Raw genomic sequence first — 14,482 nt, 5'->3', positions numbered from 1 at the left:
GCGGGGCCGGGTGGGCCTGCTCACCATCGGCCGGGGGCGGTACGAGCTCCGCGCCCGGGGCTCACGCGTCGGCCGGCAGCTGACCGGAGGGGACCGGGATCTCGATCCCCGCTGCCACAGGGGTGCCCAGGTCGGGCGTCCCGTCGGCACGCCACGTGAACGGTTGCGCGTGGACCACACGGTCCCACCCGGATCCCGAGGACCGTGCCGCGTGGTAGACCATCCAGCTCTCCGTGCCGTCCGGTGATCGGACGAAGGAGCCGTGCCCGGGGCCGAAGACGTCGTCGGTCTTCGCGAACACGGGGTCCGGGGACCGCGTCCACGACGACGGGTCGAGGACGGGGCCGTCACCGAGCGAGAGCAGACCGTAGGCGTAGTCGTCGGTCCAGCTGCCGCTCGCGGAGTACACGATGAACGTCCGGCCCTCGTTGAGCAGGACCTGCGGGCCCTCCTGGATCGGCATCGCCCGCGTCTCCCACGGCAGCGTCGGCTCGGACAGCAGGACGCGTGGCCCGGAGATCGTCACGGGGTCGCTCATGGGTGCCACGTAGAGGTTCTGCTGTCCGTCGGTGTCGCCCTCCCACCCGGACCAGACGAAGTACCGCTGCCCGTCGTCGACGAAGGTCGTGCCGTCGATCGCCCAGCGATCGGTGTCGTCGGTCACCTGGCCGCGGTCGACGTAGGTTCCCTGCGGGTCGGTGCCCTCGCTCTCGAGCGCGAACATCCGGTGGTTCGCGTTGTCACCGTCGCAGGTCGTCGCCGCGAAGTAGACGAACCACCGGTCGTCGACCGGGTGGAGCTCGGGGGCCCAGACGTCGCGGCAGGCGGGGCCGTCGAGGGGCGGCTCCCAGATCTTGACGCTGGTCCCCGACCAGTAGACGTCCGTGAGGTTCGCGGGTGACGAGCGGGTGACCCAGAGGGACCCTCCGCTCCGGCTCTCGACGAGGTAGTAGGCCCCGTCGTGCTCGATGACGTACGGGTCGTTCCCGACGTCGGCGACGGGGTTGGCGAACGTGGCGGCCGAGGTCTCCGCAGCGGGAGCCGACACGCCGTCCGTGCTCCCGCACGCCACGAGCGCCAGCGCCGTGATGGCCAGAGGTACGGCGGCCCTCCGCGCGAGGGGCCTCATCCCTTGAGGCCCGTCGTCGCGACGCTCTCGATGATCTTGCGCTGGGCGAGCACGAAGACGACGAGCGCGGGGACGCTCGCGATGACGGCACCCGCCATGATGAGCGGCTGGTCCTCGTGGTGGGCGCCCTGGAGCAGGGGCAGCCCGGCGGGCAGGGTGAGCGTCGTCTTCGTGTACAGCACGTAGACCGGCCAGAGGAAGTCGTTCCAGCTCGCGAGGAACGTGATGACCGCGATCGTCGACAGCGGTGCCTGGGCGAGCGGGAGCATGACCGAGCGGAACACCTGGTAGTCGCTGGCGCCGTCCAGCCGGGCGGCCTCGTCGAGCTCGTCGGGCAGGCTGAGGAAGAACTGCCGCAGGAAGAACACCCCGAAGGCACCACCGACGGGCGGGAGGACGAGTGCCGTCAGGGTGTCGAGCAGCCCGAGGTTGCTCACGATGATGTAGTTCGGGATGAGGAAGATGAAGCCGGGGAGGAAGAGGGTTCCGACGACCATCGAGAAGACGAGCCCGCGCCCGCGGAAGCGGAACCTCGCGAGCGCGTAGCCGGCGAGGGCCGCGGTGGTGACCACGAGGGCGGTCGTCACGGTCGCGACGACCACGCTGTTGACGAACCAGCGGAGCACGGGGTCCTTCGAGTCCCAGGACAGCAGCGGCTCGAAGGACCCGGTCGTCACGGGCGAGGGGATGAGCGACGTGCTCACGGTGGCGTCGACCTGGGTCTTGAGCGAGGTCGAGATCATCCAGACGATCGGCGCGACGAAGAGCAGGGCGAGCCCGCACAGAACGACGTAGAGCACGACGCGTGAGCCGCCGCCGCGTCGGGCGGCCCCCGGTCGCGCCGCGCGGGTACGCTCCTCGGCTGTCGAGCCCGGGCGGTCGATGGTCGGTGTCGTCATGAGTCGTCCCGTCGGGCCGCGAGGAATCGGAAGTTGAGGAGGCTGACGACCATGAGGACCACCGCGAGAACATAGCTCATCGCGGACGCCGCACCCATGCGGAACTGACCGAGGCCGGTCTCGGACATGTACATGATCGCCGAGCGGGTGGCCCCGTTCGGGTCGCCGGCGGTCATGATGTACGACTGGCCGAACAGGTTCGCGGAGGCGAGCACCGTGATCATCACGATGAAGACGATGACGGGCCGCAGGCCCGGGAGCGTCACGTGACGCAGCTGAGCCCACCGGCCGGCGCCGTCGAGCTCGGCCGCCTCGTACTGGTCACGGGGGATGGCCTGCAGACCGGCGAGGTAGATGATCGCGTTGAACCCGAGCGTCCACCAGAGCGTGGCACCGACGAGCGACACCCACGCCCAGGGAAGCTGCTGGAGCCAGGGCGTGGTGTCGGGGAGGCCGACCATCCCGAGGAGCTTGTTGACGATGCCGTGCTGGGTGTCGAGCATGAAGCGCCACAGGACTCCGACGACGGCCACGCCCAGGACGTAGGGGGCGAAGAAGATCGCCCGGAACGCCGTCCGCCCGCGGAACGGCCGGTTGACGAGGAGCGCGACCCCGAGCGGGAGCGTGACCAGCAGCGGCACGCTGAGCAGGGTGAACGTCCCGGTCGCCCCCATGCTGCGCCAGAAGGGCTCGAAGTCCCGGGTGCCCGGGGTGAAGAGCTTCACGTAGTTGTCGAGCCCGACGAAGGGTCGGTTCGGGAAGGTGAAGTGCCAGTCGAAGAGCGAGACGTACAGCCCGAAGAGCGCCGGGCCGAGCACGAACAGCCCGAAGAAGCACAGGTAGGGGGCGAGGAAGAGCCAGGGGGTCGATCGCCTGCCGGGGCGGTTCCCCGACGGCTGCCCGACCGGGGCCGTCACCACCCGGGCGGCAGCCCTGCGGCTCGGAGCACTGGTTGCCATGGGATCAGTAGCCGAACTTGCTCTTGTTCTCGGTGACGATGAGCTGGGCTGCCGTGGCCGCCTCGTCGAGGGCGTCCTGGGGGGTGGCCTCGCCGAGCAGCACCGCGTTGATGGCGTCCTCCAGCTCGCCCTGCGACTCCGGGAGGCCCGGGAAGTTCTGCGGCAGGACGGTCTTGTCGATGAGCGGCCCGAAGACGTCCATGCCGGGAAGGGCCTGGAACTCCGCGCTGTCGCGGACGCTCGCCCGGGCGGGCACCTGGTTGGCCTTCGCCCACTCGATGGAGTCCGAGCTCATCGAGTTGATGAAGTAGGCGGCGGCGGCGAGCTTGTCCGGGTCGTCCTCGACCTGCGTGGTGGCGGTGAACTGGTGCGAGCTGCCCCAGGTGACGTCGTCGTCCCCGATCGCCGGGAGGGGGGCGACGCCCCACTCGATCGCGTCGAAGGTCGGGTTGCTCTGCTCCCAGATCCCGCCGATGACGTAGGCGTTCTGGTCGGTGGTGAAGGCCTTCCAGTACCCGTCCTGACCGACGTTCGCCGGGCTGTAACCCTTGGTGACGAGGTCCGACATCCAGGTGAGCGCCTGGACGCCCGCCTCGTCGTTCCATGTGACGGTCGCGCCGTCGTCGCTGTAGAGCTGCCCCCCGAACTGCGCGTCGAGGGCGACGAACCAGGTGCGCATCCATCCCGAGGAGTCGATCCACATGCCCTGGACACCCTGCTCCTTGAGCGTCTCGAGGTTGGCCTCGAGCTCGGCGCCTGTGGTCGGCGGGGCGTCGGGGTCGATGCCGGCGGCCTCGAGGACGCCCTTGTTGTAGTACAGCGCGTGCATGTGGACGTCGAGCGGGATCCCGTAGCGGGCGTCCTGGTAGAGACCGCCCGCCCAGACTGCTTCCGCGAAGTCGGACTCCTGGAGCCCGAGCTCGGTGGCCACGCCGTCGAGCGGCGTGAGGGCGCCCTGAGCGGCCTGTGTCGAGACCTGGTCCATGTGCATGACCGCGACGTCCGGCCCGTTGCCGGAGCGCACGGCGATGGGGAGCTTCGTGTAGAAGTCGGCCCACTCCATCGTCGTCGTCTTCACGGTGATGTTCGGGTTGTCGGCGTTGAAGTCCTCGACCATGGAGTCGAAGTACGCGCCGTCGGCGCCGGTGAAGCCGTTCCAGAACGAGAGCTCGACCGCGGGCCCGTCGTAGGAGCTCCCGCTGATCGCGGTGCCGTCGATCGTGTCGTCGGCCCCTCCGCACGCGGCGAGCGCCGTGGCGAGGGTGAGGACGGAGACTGATGCGGCGATTCGTCGAAGTCTGACGTGCATGGCTGGTGACTCTCCTTTGAGTGAGCAGGCTCGTGACCGGACGAGGTGACGCCGTCACCGTGACCTCGATGTCGATCATCACGTTACAGCGCTGTAAATTTGAGTGTCAAGAGAAGGGGCGATGAGGCTGTGATTCAGCGAGGGGGCGGTGTGCGGGAGTGCCGAGTGAGACAAACAGGTGCCCGTGGGGCTCCCATTCATCTTTACAGCGCTGTAGGGTTCGACCAAGATTTCTCGACGAGGAGGACTCATGCGACTGCCCGCGCCACCCCGACCGGCCCTGCGCACCAGGAGGCTCGTGCGCACCGGGCCTCGCGTCCAGCAGGAGGTGCGGCGGTCCCGCGGGCTCGCCGCCGCGCTCGCCACGCTGCTCCTCGCTGCCGCCCCCGCTGCTGCGGCAGCCCAGGCGGGGACGCCGAGCGTCTCCGGCCCGGACGGCACCGGAGGAGAAGGGGCGACGGCCCTCGCGGTCGCGCCACCCCCGTCGCCCACCGACGCGCCCAGCTACACCAACCCGCTCCGGCTGGAGCTCGGTGACGGCCTCCTCGCCGAGCAGTGCGCCGACCCGGACATCGTCCGTTCGCAGGACCCCGCGGACCCTGCCTGGTACCTCTTCTGCACGCGCGACGCCCTCTCGCCCGAGCTCACGGAACCCGACGGGTCGCTCACCTTCTCGAACATCCCCACCTACAGGTCGACAGACCTCGTCACCTGGACGTTCCTGTCCGAGGCGTTGCCCACCACGCCCGAGTGGGTCGGTGACGGTGACATGTGGGCGCCCGACGTCGCGTTCGTCGACGGTCGGTACGTGCTCTACTTCACCGCGACGGCGACGGCACAGGCCGGCGGGGGCTCGGCGATCGGCGCCGCGACGAGCGACAGCCTCGCCGGTCCGTGGGTGGACTCGGGAGGCCCCGTCGTCGAGCCCATGGCACCGGCCGGCGGCTCGCCCGACGACCGGCGCTGGATCTTCGATCCCGAGGTCCTCACGGTGGGCGACTCCTCCTACGTCTACTTCGGCAGCTACCATGGCGGCGTCTCCGTCCGGAGCCTCAGCCCCGACGGCCTCCGCTCGGACCCCGCGAGCCAGGTCCAGGTGGTGATCCCGAACAGGTACGAGGGCACGCACATCGTCGAGCGCGACGGATGGTTCTACCTGCTCGGTTCCGCGACGAACTGCTGCGCCGGGCCGTCGACCGGCTACGCCGTGCTCGCCGGGCGGTCCCGGAGCCCCTTCGGGCCCTTCGTCGACCGCACCGGGGCGTCGCTGCTCGCCGGGCGCGTCGGCGGGACGCCCGTCCTGCACCAGAACGGCAACCGGTGGATCGGGACCGGGCACCACACCGTCGTCGACGACTTCGACGGTCAGCAGTGGATCGTCTACCACGCCGTGGACCGCGACCAGCCCTACATGGAGGGGGCCTCCGCGTACACGCGCCGCCCCGCGCTCATGGACCCGCTCGACTGGGTGGACGGCTGGCCCGTCGTCCGCGGTGGGCGCGGCCCGTCCGACGAGCCCGTCCCGGGCCCGGCGGCGCAGCCCGGTCAGACCACCGCCTACGCCGTGGACCCGGTGCAGCCCTTGATCCCCGGGCCCGTCATGGAGGACCTCTCCGACGACTTCGCGGGAACGACCCTCGCGTCCCGGTGGACGTGGTCCCGCCCGCCGCTCGAGGGGAGCGTCCGTGTCGACGACGGCCTGACGTGGGCCACGCAGCCGAGCGACCTCACCGGCGACCCCGACGACCCGACGGCCGTGCTCACCCAGCCGGCACCCGACGGCGACTTCCTCGTCGACGTCGAGCTCAGCACGACCCTCCCCGCGGAGGGCTGTTGCCAGAACTACGTCCAGGCCGGCCTCGTGGTGACGACGGGCGACGGCTCGTTCGTCAAGCTCGTGACCGCGTCCATCTGGGAGACCCGGCAGACGGAGTTCGCCCGTCGCACCACCGATCTCGCGCCCGACGCCCCGGTGTACGGCAACACCGTCGGCGGACCTGTCGGCGAGCGGACCCACCTGCGCCTCGTGCGGACGCACTCCGACACCGAGGCCCTGTTCACGGCCTTCACGAGCATCGACGGCGACCGGTGGGACGAGGCCGGGACCTGGGCCCTCCCGCTCGGTGGCTCACCCAGCATCGGCCTCGTGTCGATGGGCGGCGCAGGCTTCGAGGCGACCTTCCACGCAGTCACCGTGCGGACCCTCGCATCGGACCCGGCGCCCACAGAACCCACTGCGCCCACCGACCCCTCGGTGCCCTCGCCCCCCGCCCCCACGCCTCCCACGACCGACCGCCCGGTGCCGCCCGTGACGGGCGAGCCGGTCGCCGGCTCCGGTCCCGACGTGGGGGCAGCGCCGAGCGGCCCCGCCGTCGGAGGCATCCTGCCCGGGGAGTCGCGAGCGGGCAGCCCGGACGGTGGGGCCCTCGCGGTGACCGGAGGGGCGCACCTCGACCTGCTCCTCTGGGCGGCCGCCCTCACGTCGCTCGGGCTGGGCCTCGTGGTGCTGCGCAGGGTGAGGAGCCGTCCATGACGACGTACGACCAGCCTGCGGGTGCGTCGCGGGTCCCGGGAGGTCCACGGTCCTTGGATACGATTCGACGATCACCGACCGAGGAGCGCCATGCCGAGAGTGCGGCTGCAGGACGTCGCCGAGCACGCGGGCGTCTCGACGAAGACCGTGTCGAACGTCGTCAACGACTACCCGCACGTCACCCCGGAGATGCGCGCGCGCGTCCTCGCCTCGATCGCCGAGCTCGGCTACCGGCCCAACGCCACGGCACGGCGTCTTGCCACCGGACGGACGGGCACGCTGGCGCTCGCGGTGTCGGACGTGAGCATCCCGTACTTCGCGGAGCTCGCCCGGACGGTCGCGCGCCAGGCCGCGGCCCGCGGGTACCGTCTGCTGCTCGAGCAGACGGGTGACAGCATCGAGGCCGAGCGCTCGATGCTCCTGGGCCGCGAGAGCGGGTTGGTCGACGGCCTGATCTTCCAGCCCTCGCGGCTCGAGACGGCCGAGCTCGCGCGGTACACGCTCCACGCGCCGATGGTGCTCATCGGGGAGAACGCCGCTCCCGACTCGGTCGACAACGTGATGATCGACAACGTGCGGGCGGCGCGGCGGGTGACCGACCACCTCGTGGGGCTGGGGTGCCGGCGGATCGGCTTCGTGGGTCACGAGGCGGGCGGGATCTCGGAGACGTCCCGGCAGCGTCTCGAGGGGCTGCACGCAGCTCTGCGAGACGCGGGTGTGCCGGTTCTCCCCGAGCTGGAGATCGCGACGTCGGCGATCGGTGCCGCGCAGGCGGAGGAGGCGGTGGGCGCCGCGCTGGACGCCGGGATCGAGGTGGACGGGTTCTTCTGCCGTGACGACCTCTCGGCGCTGGGCACGTTGCGTGCGCTCCGGGTGCGCGGTGTCGCGGTGCCCGACGACGTGGCGGTCGTCGGCTGGGACGACGTCGCGTGGGCGCCGTTCGTCCAGCCGACGCTGACGTCCGTGCGCCCGAACACGGAGCGCCTCGCGCAGATCGCGCTCGACCTCCTCGAGGAGCGGATCGCGGGGGAGTCCGGACCGGGCCGGCATCTCATCGTCGAGCACTCGCTGGTGGTCAGGGAGAGCGCTCCGGCCTCCCGTCCTCGCTGACCGCCGGACCGTGCTCCGCCGCCTCTGCCGGGGAGAGGGGAAGGGGTCTCCGCCGAGGGTTTACAGCGCTGTAAATCGCACGCATACTGGTGTGATGACTCAGAGCACCGGGACATCGACACCTCTCCGCGCGAGCACGCAGGACGGGTCGTACCCCCGTCCCCAGATGGTCCGCGCGCACTGGACGGACCTGAGCGGTCCGTGGGAGTTCCAGGCCGACGACGCGGACCGCGGGCGCACCGAGGGGTGGCAGGCCCGCGACGGCCTCGACGGGACGATCACCGTCCCGTTCCCTCCCGAGTCGCCCGCCTCAGGGGTCGGTGACACCGGCTTCCACCCGGTCCTGTGGTACCGACGTGAGATCACCGAGGAGGAGCTGCTCACGGCAGGGCTGGGCACCGGGCGCCCGGTCCTCCTCGTGCACCTCGGTGCTGTGGACCACGCCGCCGACGTGTGGCTCAACGGCGTCCACCTCGGGTCGCACGTCGGCGGGAGCACGCCCTTCATCGTCGACGCGACCGCCGCGGTCGACCGCACCCGGTCCACCCAGTCGCTCGTGGTCCGCGCACAGGACGACCCGCTCGACGTCGAGCAGCACCGCGGGAAGCAGGACTGGTTCCTCGAGCCGCACTCCATCTGGTACCACCGCACGTCGGGGATCTGGCAGCCGGTGTGGCTCGAGGCCGTCCCGGAGCTCGCCGTCGCGCGGATCTCGTGGACACCCGACCTCGTGACGTCGACCGTCGCGGTGGCCGTCGAGCTCAGCCGCCGCCCGTCCTCACCGGTCCGGCTGCGCGTCGTCCTCGACCACGAGGGCACCGTCCTCGCCGACCAGACGGTGGTCGTCGACGGACCCCGGGCCGCGACCCGGATCACGTTGGACGGGCAGCGCAACGGCCAGCACTACGAGTCCCTGCTCTGGAGCCCGGAGCGCCCGACCCTCGTCGACGCCCGCATCGAGCTGCTCGACGCCCCGGCAACGGGCGCGGAGGCGTCAGCAGGGACGCCCCGCGACGTCGTCGTCTCCTACCTCGGGCTGCGGTCTGCCGCGGTCGGGGGCGGGCACTTCCTCCTCAACGACCGGCCGTACTACGTCCGCTCGGTCCTCAACCAGGGTTTCTGGCCCGAGACGCACCTCGCCGCACCGAGCGCCGACGCGCTGCGCGACGAGGTCCGGCTCATCAAGGACCTCGGCTTCAACGCCACCCGCGTCCACCAGAAGATCGAGGACCCGCGGTTCCTCTACTGGGCCGACAGGCTCGGCCTCCTGGTGTGGGCCGAGGCCCCGAGCGCGTACCAGTTCTCGAGCACCGCGGTCCACCGCATGGTCCGGGAGTGGACCGAGGTCATCGAGCGCGACGTCTCGCACCCGTGCATCGTCACCTGGGTGCCCTTCAACGAGAGCTGGGGCGTGCAGCACGTCGCCCACGACCCGGCGATGCGCCACTACGTCCAGTCCCTGTGGCACCTGACGAAGTCCCTCGACCCCAGCCGCCCCGTCGTGTCCAACGACGGGTGGGAGCTCACCGACTCCGACGTCTGGTCCGTGCACGACTACGACGCGTCGCCCGAGCGGCTCGCCGCCCGCTACGCCGACAAGGGCGCCCTGGCCGGGCTGCTCGCCGGGAGGGGGCCGGCCGGGCGGACCATGCGCCTGACCGACGAGCCGGACAGGGGGCAGCCCGTGATGCTCACCGAGTTCGGGGGTATCACGTTCGCCCCCGGGGAGGAGTCCGAGACGTGGGGCTACTCCCGCGCGGGGTCGTCCGAGGATCTCGCCCAGCGGCTGCGTGCGCTCATGACCGCCGTGCACGGTGCCGCTCTCGCCGGGTTCTGCTACACGCAGCTGGCCGACACCCTCCAGGAGGCCAACGGGCTCGTGACCGCGGACCGTCGGCCCAAGGTGCCCGCCGAGGAGCTACGCGCCATCATGTCGGGTCAGCCGTCCCGCGAGGACGGCTGACCCGCCCACCGGGCCCGGTCGTCGGGCCCGGAGGTCGTCACGCGCTCAGCGCTGGAGCCAGACCGTGGTGTCCTGCGGCACGGTCGAGCCGGCGTCGCCCTCGCCGAGGGGACCGCTCGTGATGAGCACCCGGGCATCGGTGGGGAGCGCGACCGGCTCCGCGCCGAAGTTCGTCAGGACGAGGACGTCGTTGTTGACGAACGCGAGCGCGGCCGGCGAGGTGGCGAGCTCGTCGACCCAGGCCAGCGACCCGAGACCGAGGTCGTGCTCCTTGCGCAGGGCGAGCGCGTCGCGGTACATCGAGAACGTCGAGCCCTCGGTGGCGCGCTGCACGTCCGCGGCGCACTCCTTGTACGACGCGGGCTGGGGGAGCCACGTCTCGCCGCTCGGCCCGAACCCGTACCCGGGGGCGTCGGCCTCCCAGGGCAGCGGGACGCGGCACCCGTCGCGACCGGCCTCGGTGTATCCGTTGCGCCACCACGCCGGGTCCTGGCGGAGGTCGTCGTCGAGGTCGGTGTGCTCGGGCAGTCCGAGCTCCTCGCCCTGGTAGACGTAGGCGGACCCGGGGAGACCGAGCATCTGCAGGGTCGCGGCACGGGCACGGCGCAGGCCGAGCTCCGGGTCGGGCTGGGGGTCGTTCTTCCCGATGCCGTTGGGTCGCACGCCGGCCCCCGCGAGGCCCATGCGCGACGCGTGCCGGACGACGTCGTGGTTGGACAGCACCCACGTCGTCGGTGCCTCCACCTCGTCGGACGCCTTGAGCGACGCCGTGACCACTCCGCGGAGCGCGGCCGCGTCCCACGCCGTCGTCAGGTAGGAGAAGTTGAACGCCTGGTGCATCTCGTCGCTGCGCACGTACCGCGCGAGCCGGCTCAGGGGCTCCACCCACGCCTCGGCGACGAGCGCGCGGTCACCGTCGTAGGCGGCAAGGACCTTGTGCCACGCGCGGTAGATCTCGTGGACACCCTCCTGGTCGAACATCGGGCCGCTGTTGCCCGCACCGGTCGATCCGTCCTCGTGGGCGTCCTCCGTGGTCCCCTCGACCATGGACACCTCACCGTCCCAGTCGGGCAGGCCGGGAGCCTTGACCATGCCGTGCGCCACGTCGATGCGGAAGCCGTCGACGCCGCGGTCGAGCCAGAAGCGCAGCACGTCCTCGAACTCGGACCGCACCTCGGGGTGCTCCCAGTCGAGGTCGGGCTGGCGGGTGTCGAACATGTGCAGGTACCACTGGCCGTCGGTGATGCCGTCCTCGGCCGCGGCGGCGCGCTCGCTCACGCGGGTCCAGGCGGGGCCGCCGAAGATGGACTTCCAGTTGTTCGGGGGGAGCTCCCCGTGCTCGCCCTGTCCCTCGCGGAAGAGGTAGCGGGCGCGCTCGGGGCTGCCCGGGCCGGCCGCGAGGGCGGCCTTGAACCACTCGTGGTCGTCGGACGTGTGGTTGGGGACGAGGTCGACGATGACGCGCAGGCCGAGCTCGGTAGCACGGTCGCGGAGGCGGTCGAAGTCCTCGAGGGTGCCGAAGAGGGGGTCGACGTCGCGGTAGTCGGCGACGTCGTAGCCGGCGTCGGCCTGCGGGGAGCGGTAGAACGGGGAGAGCCACAGGGCGTCGACCCCGAGCGCCGCGAGGTGCTCGAGCCGCGAGGTGATGCCGGGCAGGTCGCCGATGCCGTCGCCGTCGCCGTCCGCGAAGGAGCGCGGGTAGACCTGGTAGATGACGGCGCTGCGCCACCACTCGCGCGCCGAGTCGTTGGCGGGGTGGACGAGGGTCACCCCCGGGGCGGTGGTGGTGAGCGCCAGGGGGGCTCCGGCGGTCGATGTCGAATCGATACGAGTCACGGGGTCGAGGTCCTTCTCAGCTCGGGTGCGGATGGTCAGCTGGAGCGTTGGGCTGCGTGGAGGCGCATGTCCGGGGACGCGCCGGTGGAGTTGCGGACGATGAGCTCGGGGTGGAAGACGAGCTCCGAGCGGGGTGCGGCGCCGCCCCCGATCATGGTGAGGAGCGCACTGATGGCGGCGTCCGCCATGGCGGAGACGGGCTGCCGGACGGTCGTGAGCGGGGGGTCGGTGAACGCGATGAGCGGCGAGTCGTCGTACCCGATGACGGAGAGGTCGTGGGGGACGGCGAGGCGGCGTTGGTGGGCGGCGCGGACGACGCCGAGTGCCATGAGGTCGGAGCCGCACACGATGGCGGTGTGCCCGGAGTCGATGAGGTCGCCGCCGGCGGCCTGACCGCCCTCGACCGTGAACAGCGAGGTGGCCACGTGCGGTGCGACGTCGTCGACCCTGAGGTGGCGGTGGAGGGCGTCGGCGAAACCGTCGAGCTTGCGGCGCGCGGTGATGAAGCGGTCCGGCCCGGTGGCGAGCCCGATGCGCTGGTGCCCCAGGGACACGAGGTGGCGGACGGCGAGCTCCATCGCGGCGACCTCGTCGGCCGACACGAAGGGGGCGTCGATGTCCTCGGCGTAGCCGTTGATGAAGACGAGGGGGACACCGCGGCTGCGCAGCTGCTCGTACCGGGTGCGGCTGGCCTGCGTGTCCGCGTGGAGGCCGGAGACGAAGATGATGCCGTCGATCGAGTGGTCGAGGAGCATCTCGATGTACTCGTCCTCCGTGGTGCCGCCGGGGGACTGGGTGCACAGCAGCGGCGTGTACCCGCGCTGGGAGAGCATGCTCTCGATGGTCTGGGCGAAGGCCGGGAAGACGGGGTTGGTGAGCTCGGGGACGATGAGCCCGACGAGCCCTGCGGACCGGTTGCGGAGCTTCTCGGGACGCTCGTACCCGAGGACGTCCAGCGCGGCGAGGACCGCCTGGCGGGTCTCGGATGCCACGCCGACCTTGCCGTTGAGGACGCGCGAGACAGTGGCCGTGCTCACCCCGGCCTGCTTGGCGAGATCGGTGAGCCGGGTCTTGGGTCCCGGTGCCTCGGGCGGGTTCAGTGGCACACCAGACCTCCTTGTCCTGCGTGGGGCTCGGACCGGCCCGCACGGTGCGACGATACGTGCTCGTGAGGGGACCGACAGCACGGTCTTGCAGCGAGTTTCAGGGACGAACAGCGTGCCATGCTACCCCAGAACGGCAGCCTTCCGACGATGCCGGGAGCGTTTACAGGACTTTTCGGTCGAGTTGCGGATCGTTGCCTGAAAGTTACTGCAACGGCTTGCAGATGCTCGTGGGCGGGGGTTAGCGTCTGGGGCATCGAGGCCGAGGACGGTGGATCACGCCGACCGAGGCCGGTCACATCCACTGATCCATGGGAGTACAACGATGCGACGGAGCATCCTTCTTGCCGGCGTGCTGACGACCAGCCTCACGCTCGCGGCATGCGGCTCGAGCGACGACAGCACGGAGTCGACCACCGACGGGGCAGCAGGCGCCTCGGGAGGGCTGACCATCTGGGTCGACGACACCCGGGAGGCGCCGGTCGCCGCCGCGGCGGAGGCCTTCACCGAGGAGACGGGTGTGGAGGTCGAGCTCGTGCAGAAGAACTTCGAGGACGTGCGACCCGACTTCCTCGCGCAGGTCCCCACCGGCGAGGGGCCCGACATCACCGTCGGTGCGCACGACTGGCTCGGGGAGTTCGTCAACAACGGTGTCGTCGCACCCCTGGAGATCGGAGACAAGGCCGCGGAGTTCGACGAGGTCGCACTCCAGGTCTACACCTACGACGGTCAGCTCTACGGCCTCCCCTACGGGGTCGAGAACGTCGCGCTCATCCGCAACACGGCGCTCGCGCCCGAGGCCCCCGCGACCTGGGACGACATGGTCGCCGCGGGCCAGGCGGCCGGCACGCCCTTCCCGGTCCTCGTGCAGAGCAACGGCGAGTCGGGCGACCCGTACACCCACTACCCGATGCAGACGTCGTTCGGCTCCACGGTCTTCGCGCAGGACGCGGAAGGCCGCTACACCAACGAGCTCACGCTCGGCGGCGAGGAGGGCAAGGCGTACGCCGCCTGGCTCGCGGCCCAGGGGGCGGCCGGCGTCCTCGACATCGACACCACCTATGACATCGTCGTGGAGGAGTTCAAGAACGGGAACTCCCCCTTCATCATCGGCGGTCCCTGGATGGTCGCGTCGTTCGAGGGTCTCGACCTGGCGATCGACCCGGTCCCCTCCGCGGGCGGCCTCCCGTCGCAGCCGTTCATGGGGGCTCCCGGCTTCTACGTGAACGCCCAGAGCGACAACCAGCTCCTCGCGAACGAGTTCCTCGTCGACTACATGTCGACGGTCGAGGCGCAGGTCGCCCTCTACGAGGTCGGTGACCGGCTGCCCGCCGTGACCGCGGCTGCGGAACAGGTCGCCGCGACCGACCCGATCGTCGCCGGCTTCCGCGACGCGGCCGCCGACGCGGTGCCCGCCCCCTCGATCCCCGAGATGGCGTCCGTGTGGACCTACTGGGGCAACACCGAGGCAGCGATCGTCTCGGGCAAGTCCGACCCGGCCGAGGCCTGGGACAAGATGGTCAGTGACATCCAGGGTGCGATCGACGGCTCCTGATCCGCTCGCGCGCTGCCGACGTGGGGGGGGGGGGGCGGGGGGCCCCCCGCCCCGCGCAGCGCGCCCACCAAACCCCCAGCCACCCA

General features: G+C 71.2%; 10 protein-coding genes. 4 read left to right on the top strand and 6 right to left on the bottom strand.

The window, feature by feature from the left end; all coding sequences use genetic code 11:
• Positions 1-61 precede the first annotated feature (61 nt).
• Genes JAV76_RS04875 through JAV76_RS04860 form a run of 4 tightly spaced genes read right to left on the bottom strand, consistent with a single transcriptional unit; the run spans position 62 to position 4,296 of the window.
• Positions 62-1,129 (bottom strand): glycoside hydrolase family 43 protein, encoded by a 1,068-nt coding sequence (locus JAV76_RS04875; protein ID WP_198732904.1) that lies wholly within the window; start codon positions 1,127-1,129, stop codon positions 62-64.
• Entirely contained in the window at positions 1,126-2,028 is a 903-nt protein-coding gene (locus JAV76_RS04870) for a carbohydrate ABC transporter permease (protein ID WP_198732903.1), read from the bottom strand. The genes JAV76_RS04875 and JAV76_RS04870 overlap by 4 nt, the downstream gene beginning before the upstream one ends.
• Positions 2,025-2,987: a carbohydrate ABC transporter permease gene (locus JAV76_RS04865; protein WP_198732902.1), complete on the bottom strand. Its 963-nt coding sequence runs from the start codon at positions 2,985-2,987 to the stop codon at positions 2,025-2,027. The genes JAV76_RS04870 and JAV76_RS04865 overlap by 4 nt, the downstream gene beginning before the upstream one ends.
• A gap of 4 nt (positions 2,988-2,991) precedes the next feature.
• Positions 2,992-4,296, bottom strand: a complete 1,305-nt coding sequence (locus tag JAV76_RS04860) for an ABC transporter substrate-binding protein (protein ID WP_198732901.1) — start codon at positions 4,294-4,296, stop codon at positions 2,992-2,994.
• A 250-nt stretch (positions 4,297-4,546) separates the two neighbouring features.
• Between JAV76_RS04860 and JAV76_RS04855 the strand changes: the two genes are divergently transcribed.
• The 3 genes from JAV76_RS04855 to JAV76_RS04845 all read left to right on the top strand — a co-directional run bounded on the left by JAV76_RS04855 (position 4,547) and on the right by JAV76_RS04845 (position 9,902).
• Positions 4,547-6,829 carry a family 43 glycosylhydrolase gene (locus JAV76_RS04855; RefSeq protein WP_198732900.1) on the top strand — a complete coding sequence of 761 codons (2,283 nt, stop codon included), beginning with the start codon at positions 4,547-4,549 and terminating at the stop codon, positions 6,827-6,829.
• Between the two features lie 90 nt (positions 6,830-6,919).
• On the top strand, positions 6,920-7,939 hold the full coding sequence (locus JAV76_RS04850) for a LacI family DNA-binding transcriptional regulator (protein ID WP_198732899.1): 1,020 nt from the start codon (positions 6,920-6,922) through the stop codon (positions 7,937-7,939).
• Between the two features lie 94 nt (positions 7,940-8,033).
• Complete coding sequence (locus JAV76_RS04845) at positions 8,034-9,902, top strand: glycoside hydrolase family 2 protein (RefSeq protein ID WP_198732898.1); 1,869 nt, start codon at positions 8,034-8,036, stop codon at positions 9,900-9,902.
• 45 nt (positions 9,903-9,947) lie between these two features.
• On the opposite strand, the gene JAV76_RS04840 is transcribed toward JAV76_RS04845, so the two are convergent.
• Both JAV76_RS04840 and JAV76_RS04835 read right to left on the bottom strand, forming a co-directional pair.
• Positions 9,948-11,738 carry a glycoside hydrolase family 13 protein gene (locus JAV76_RS04840; protein ID WP_198732897.1) on the bottom strand — a complete coding sequence of 597 codons (1,791 nt, stop codon included), beginning with the start codon at positions 11,736-11,738 and terminating at the stop codon, positions 9,948-9,950.
• Between the two features lie 35 nt (positions 11,739-11,773).
• Positions 11,774-12,844: a LacI family DNA-binding transcriptional regulator gene (locus JAV76_RS04835; protein ID WP_307843994.1), complete on the bottom strand. Its 1,071-nt coding sequence runs from the start codon at positions 12,842-12,844 to the stop codon at positions 11,774-11,776.
• A 322-nt stretch (positions 12,845-13,166) separates the two neighbouring features.
• On the opposite strand from JAV76_RS04835, the gene JAV76_RS04830 reads away from it, so the two are divergent.
• Entirely contained in the window at positions 13,167-14,396 is a 1,230-nt protein-coding gene (locus tag JAV76_RS04830) for a sugar ABC transporter substrate-binding protein (RefSeq protein WP_198732896.1), read from the top strand.
• The last annotated feature ends 86 nt before the right edge of the window (positions 14,397-14,482 follow it).

It is taken from the genome of Sanguibacter suaedae, assembly GCF_016342785.1.
In the GTDB taxonomy this organism is placed as follows: Bacteria; Actinomycetota; Actinomycetes; order Actinomycetales; family Cellulomonadaceae; genus Sanguibacter; species Sanguibacter suaedae.
This window is presented reverse-complemented; position numbering and strand designations above follow the sequence as displayed.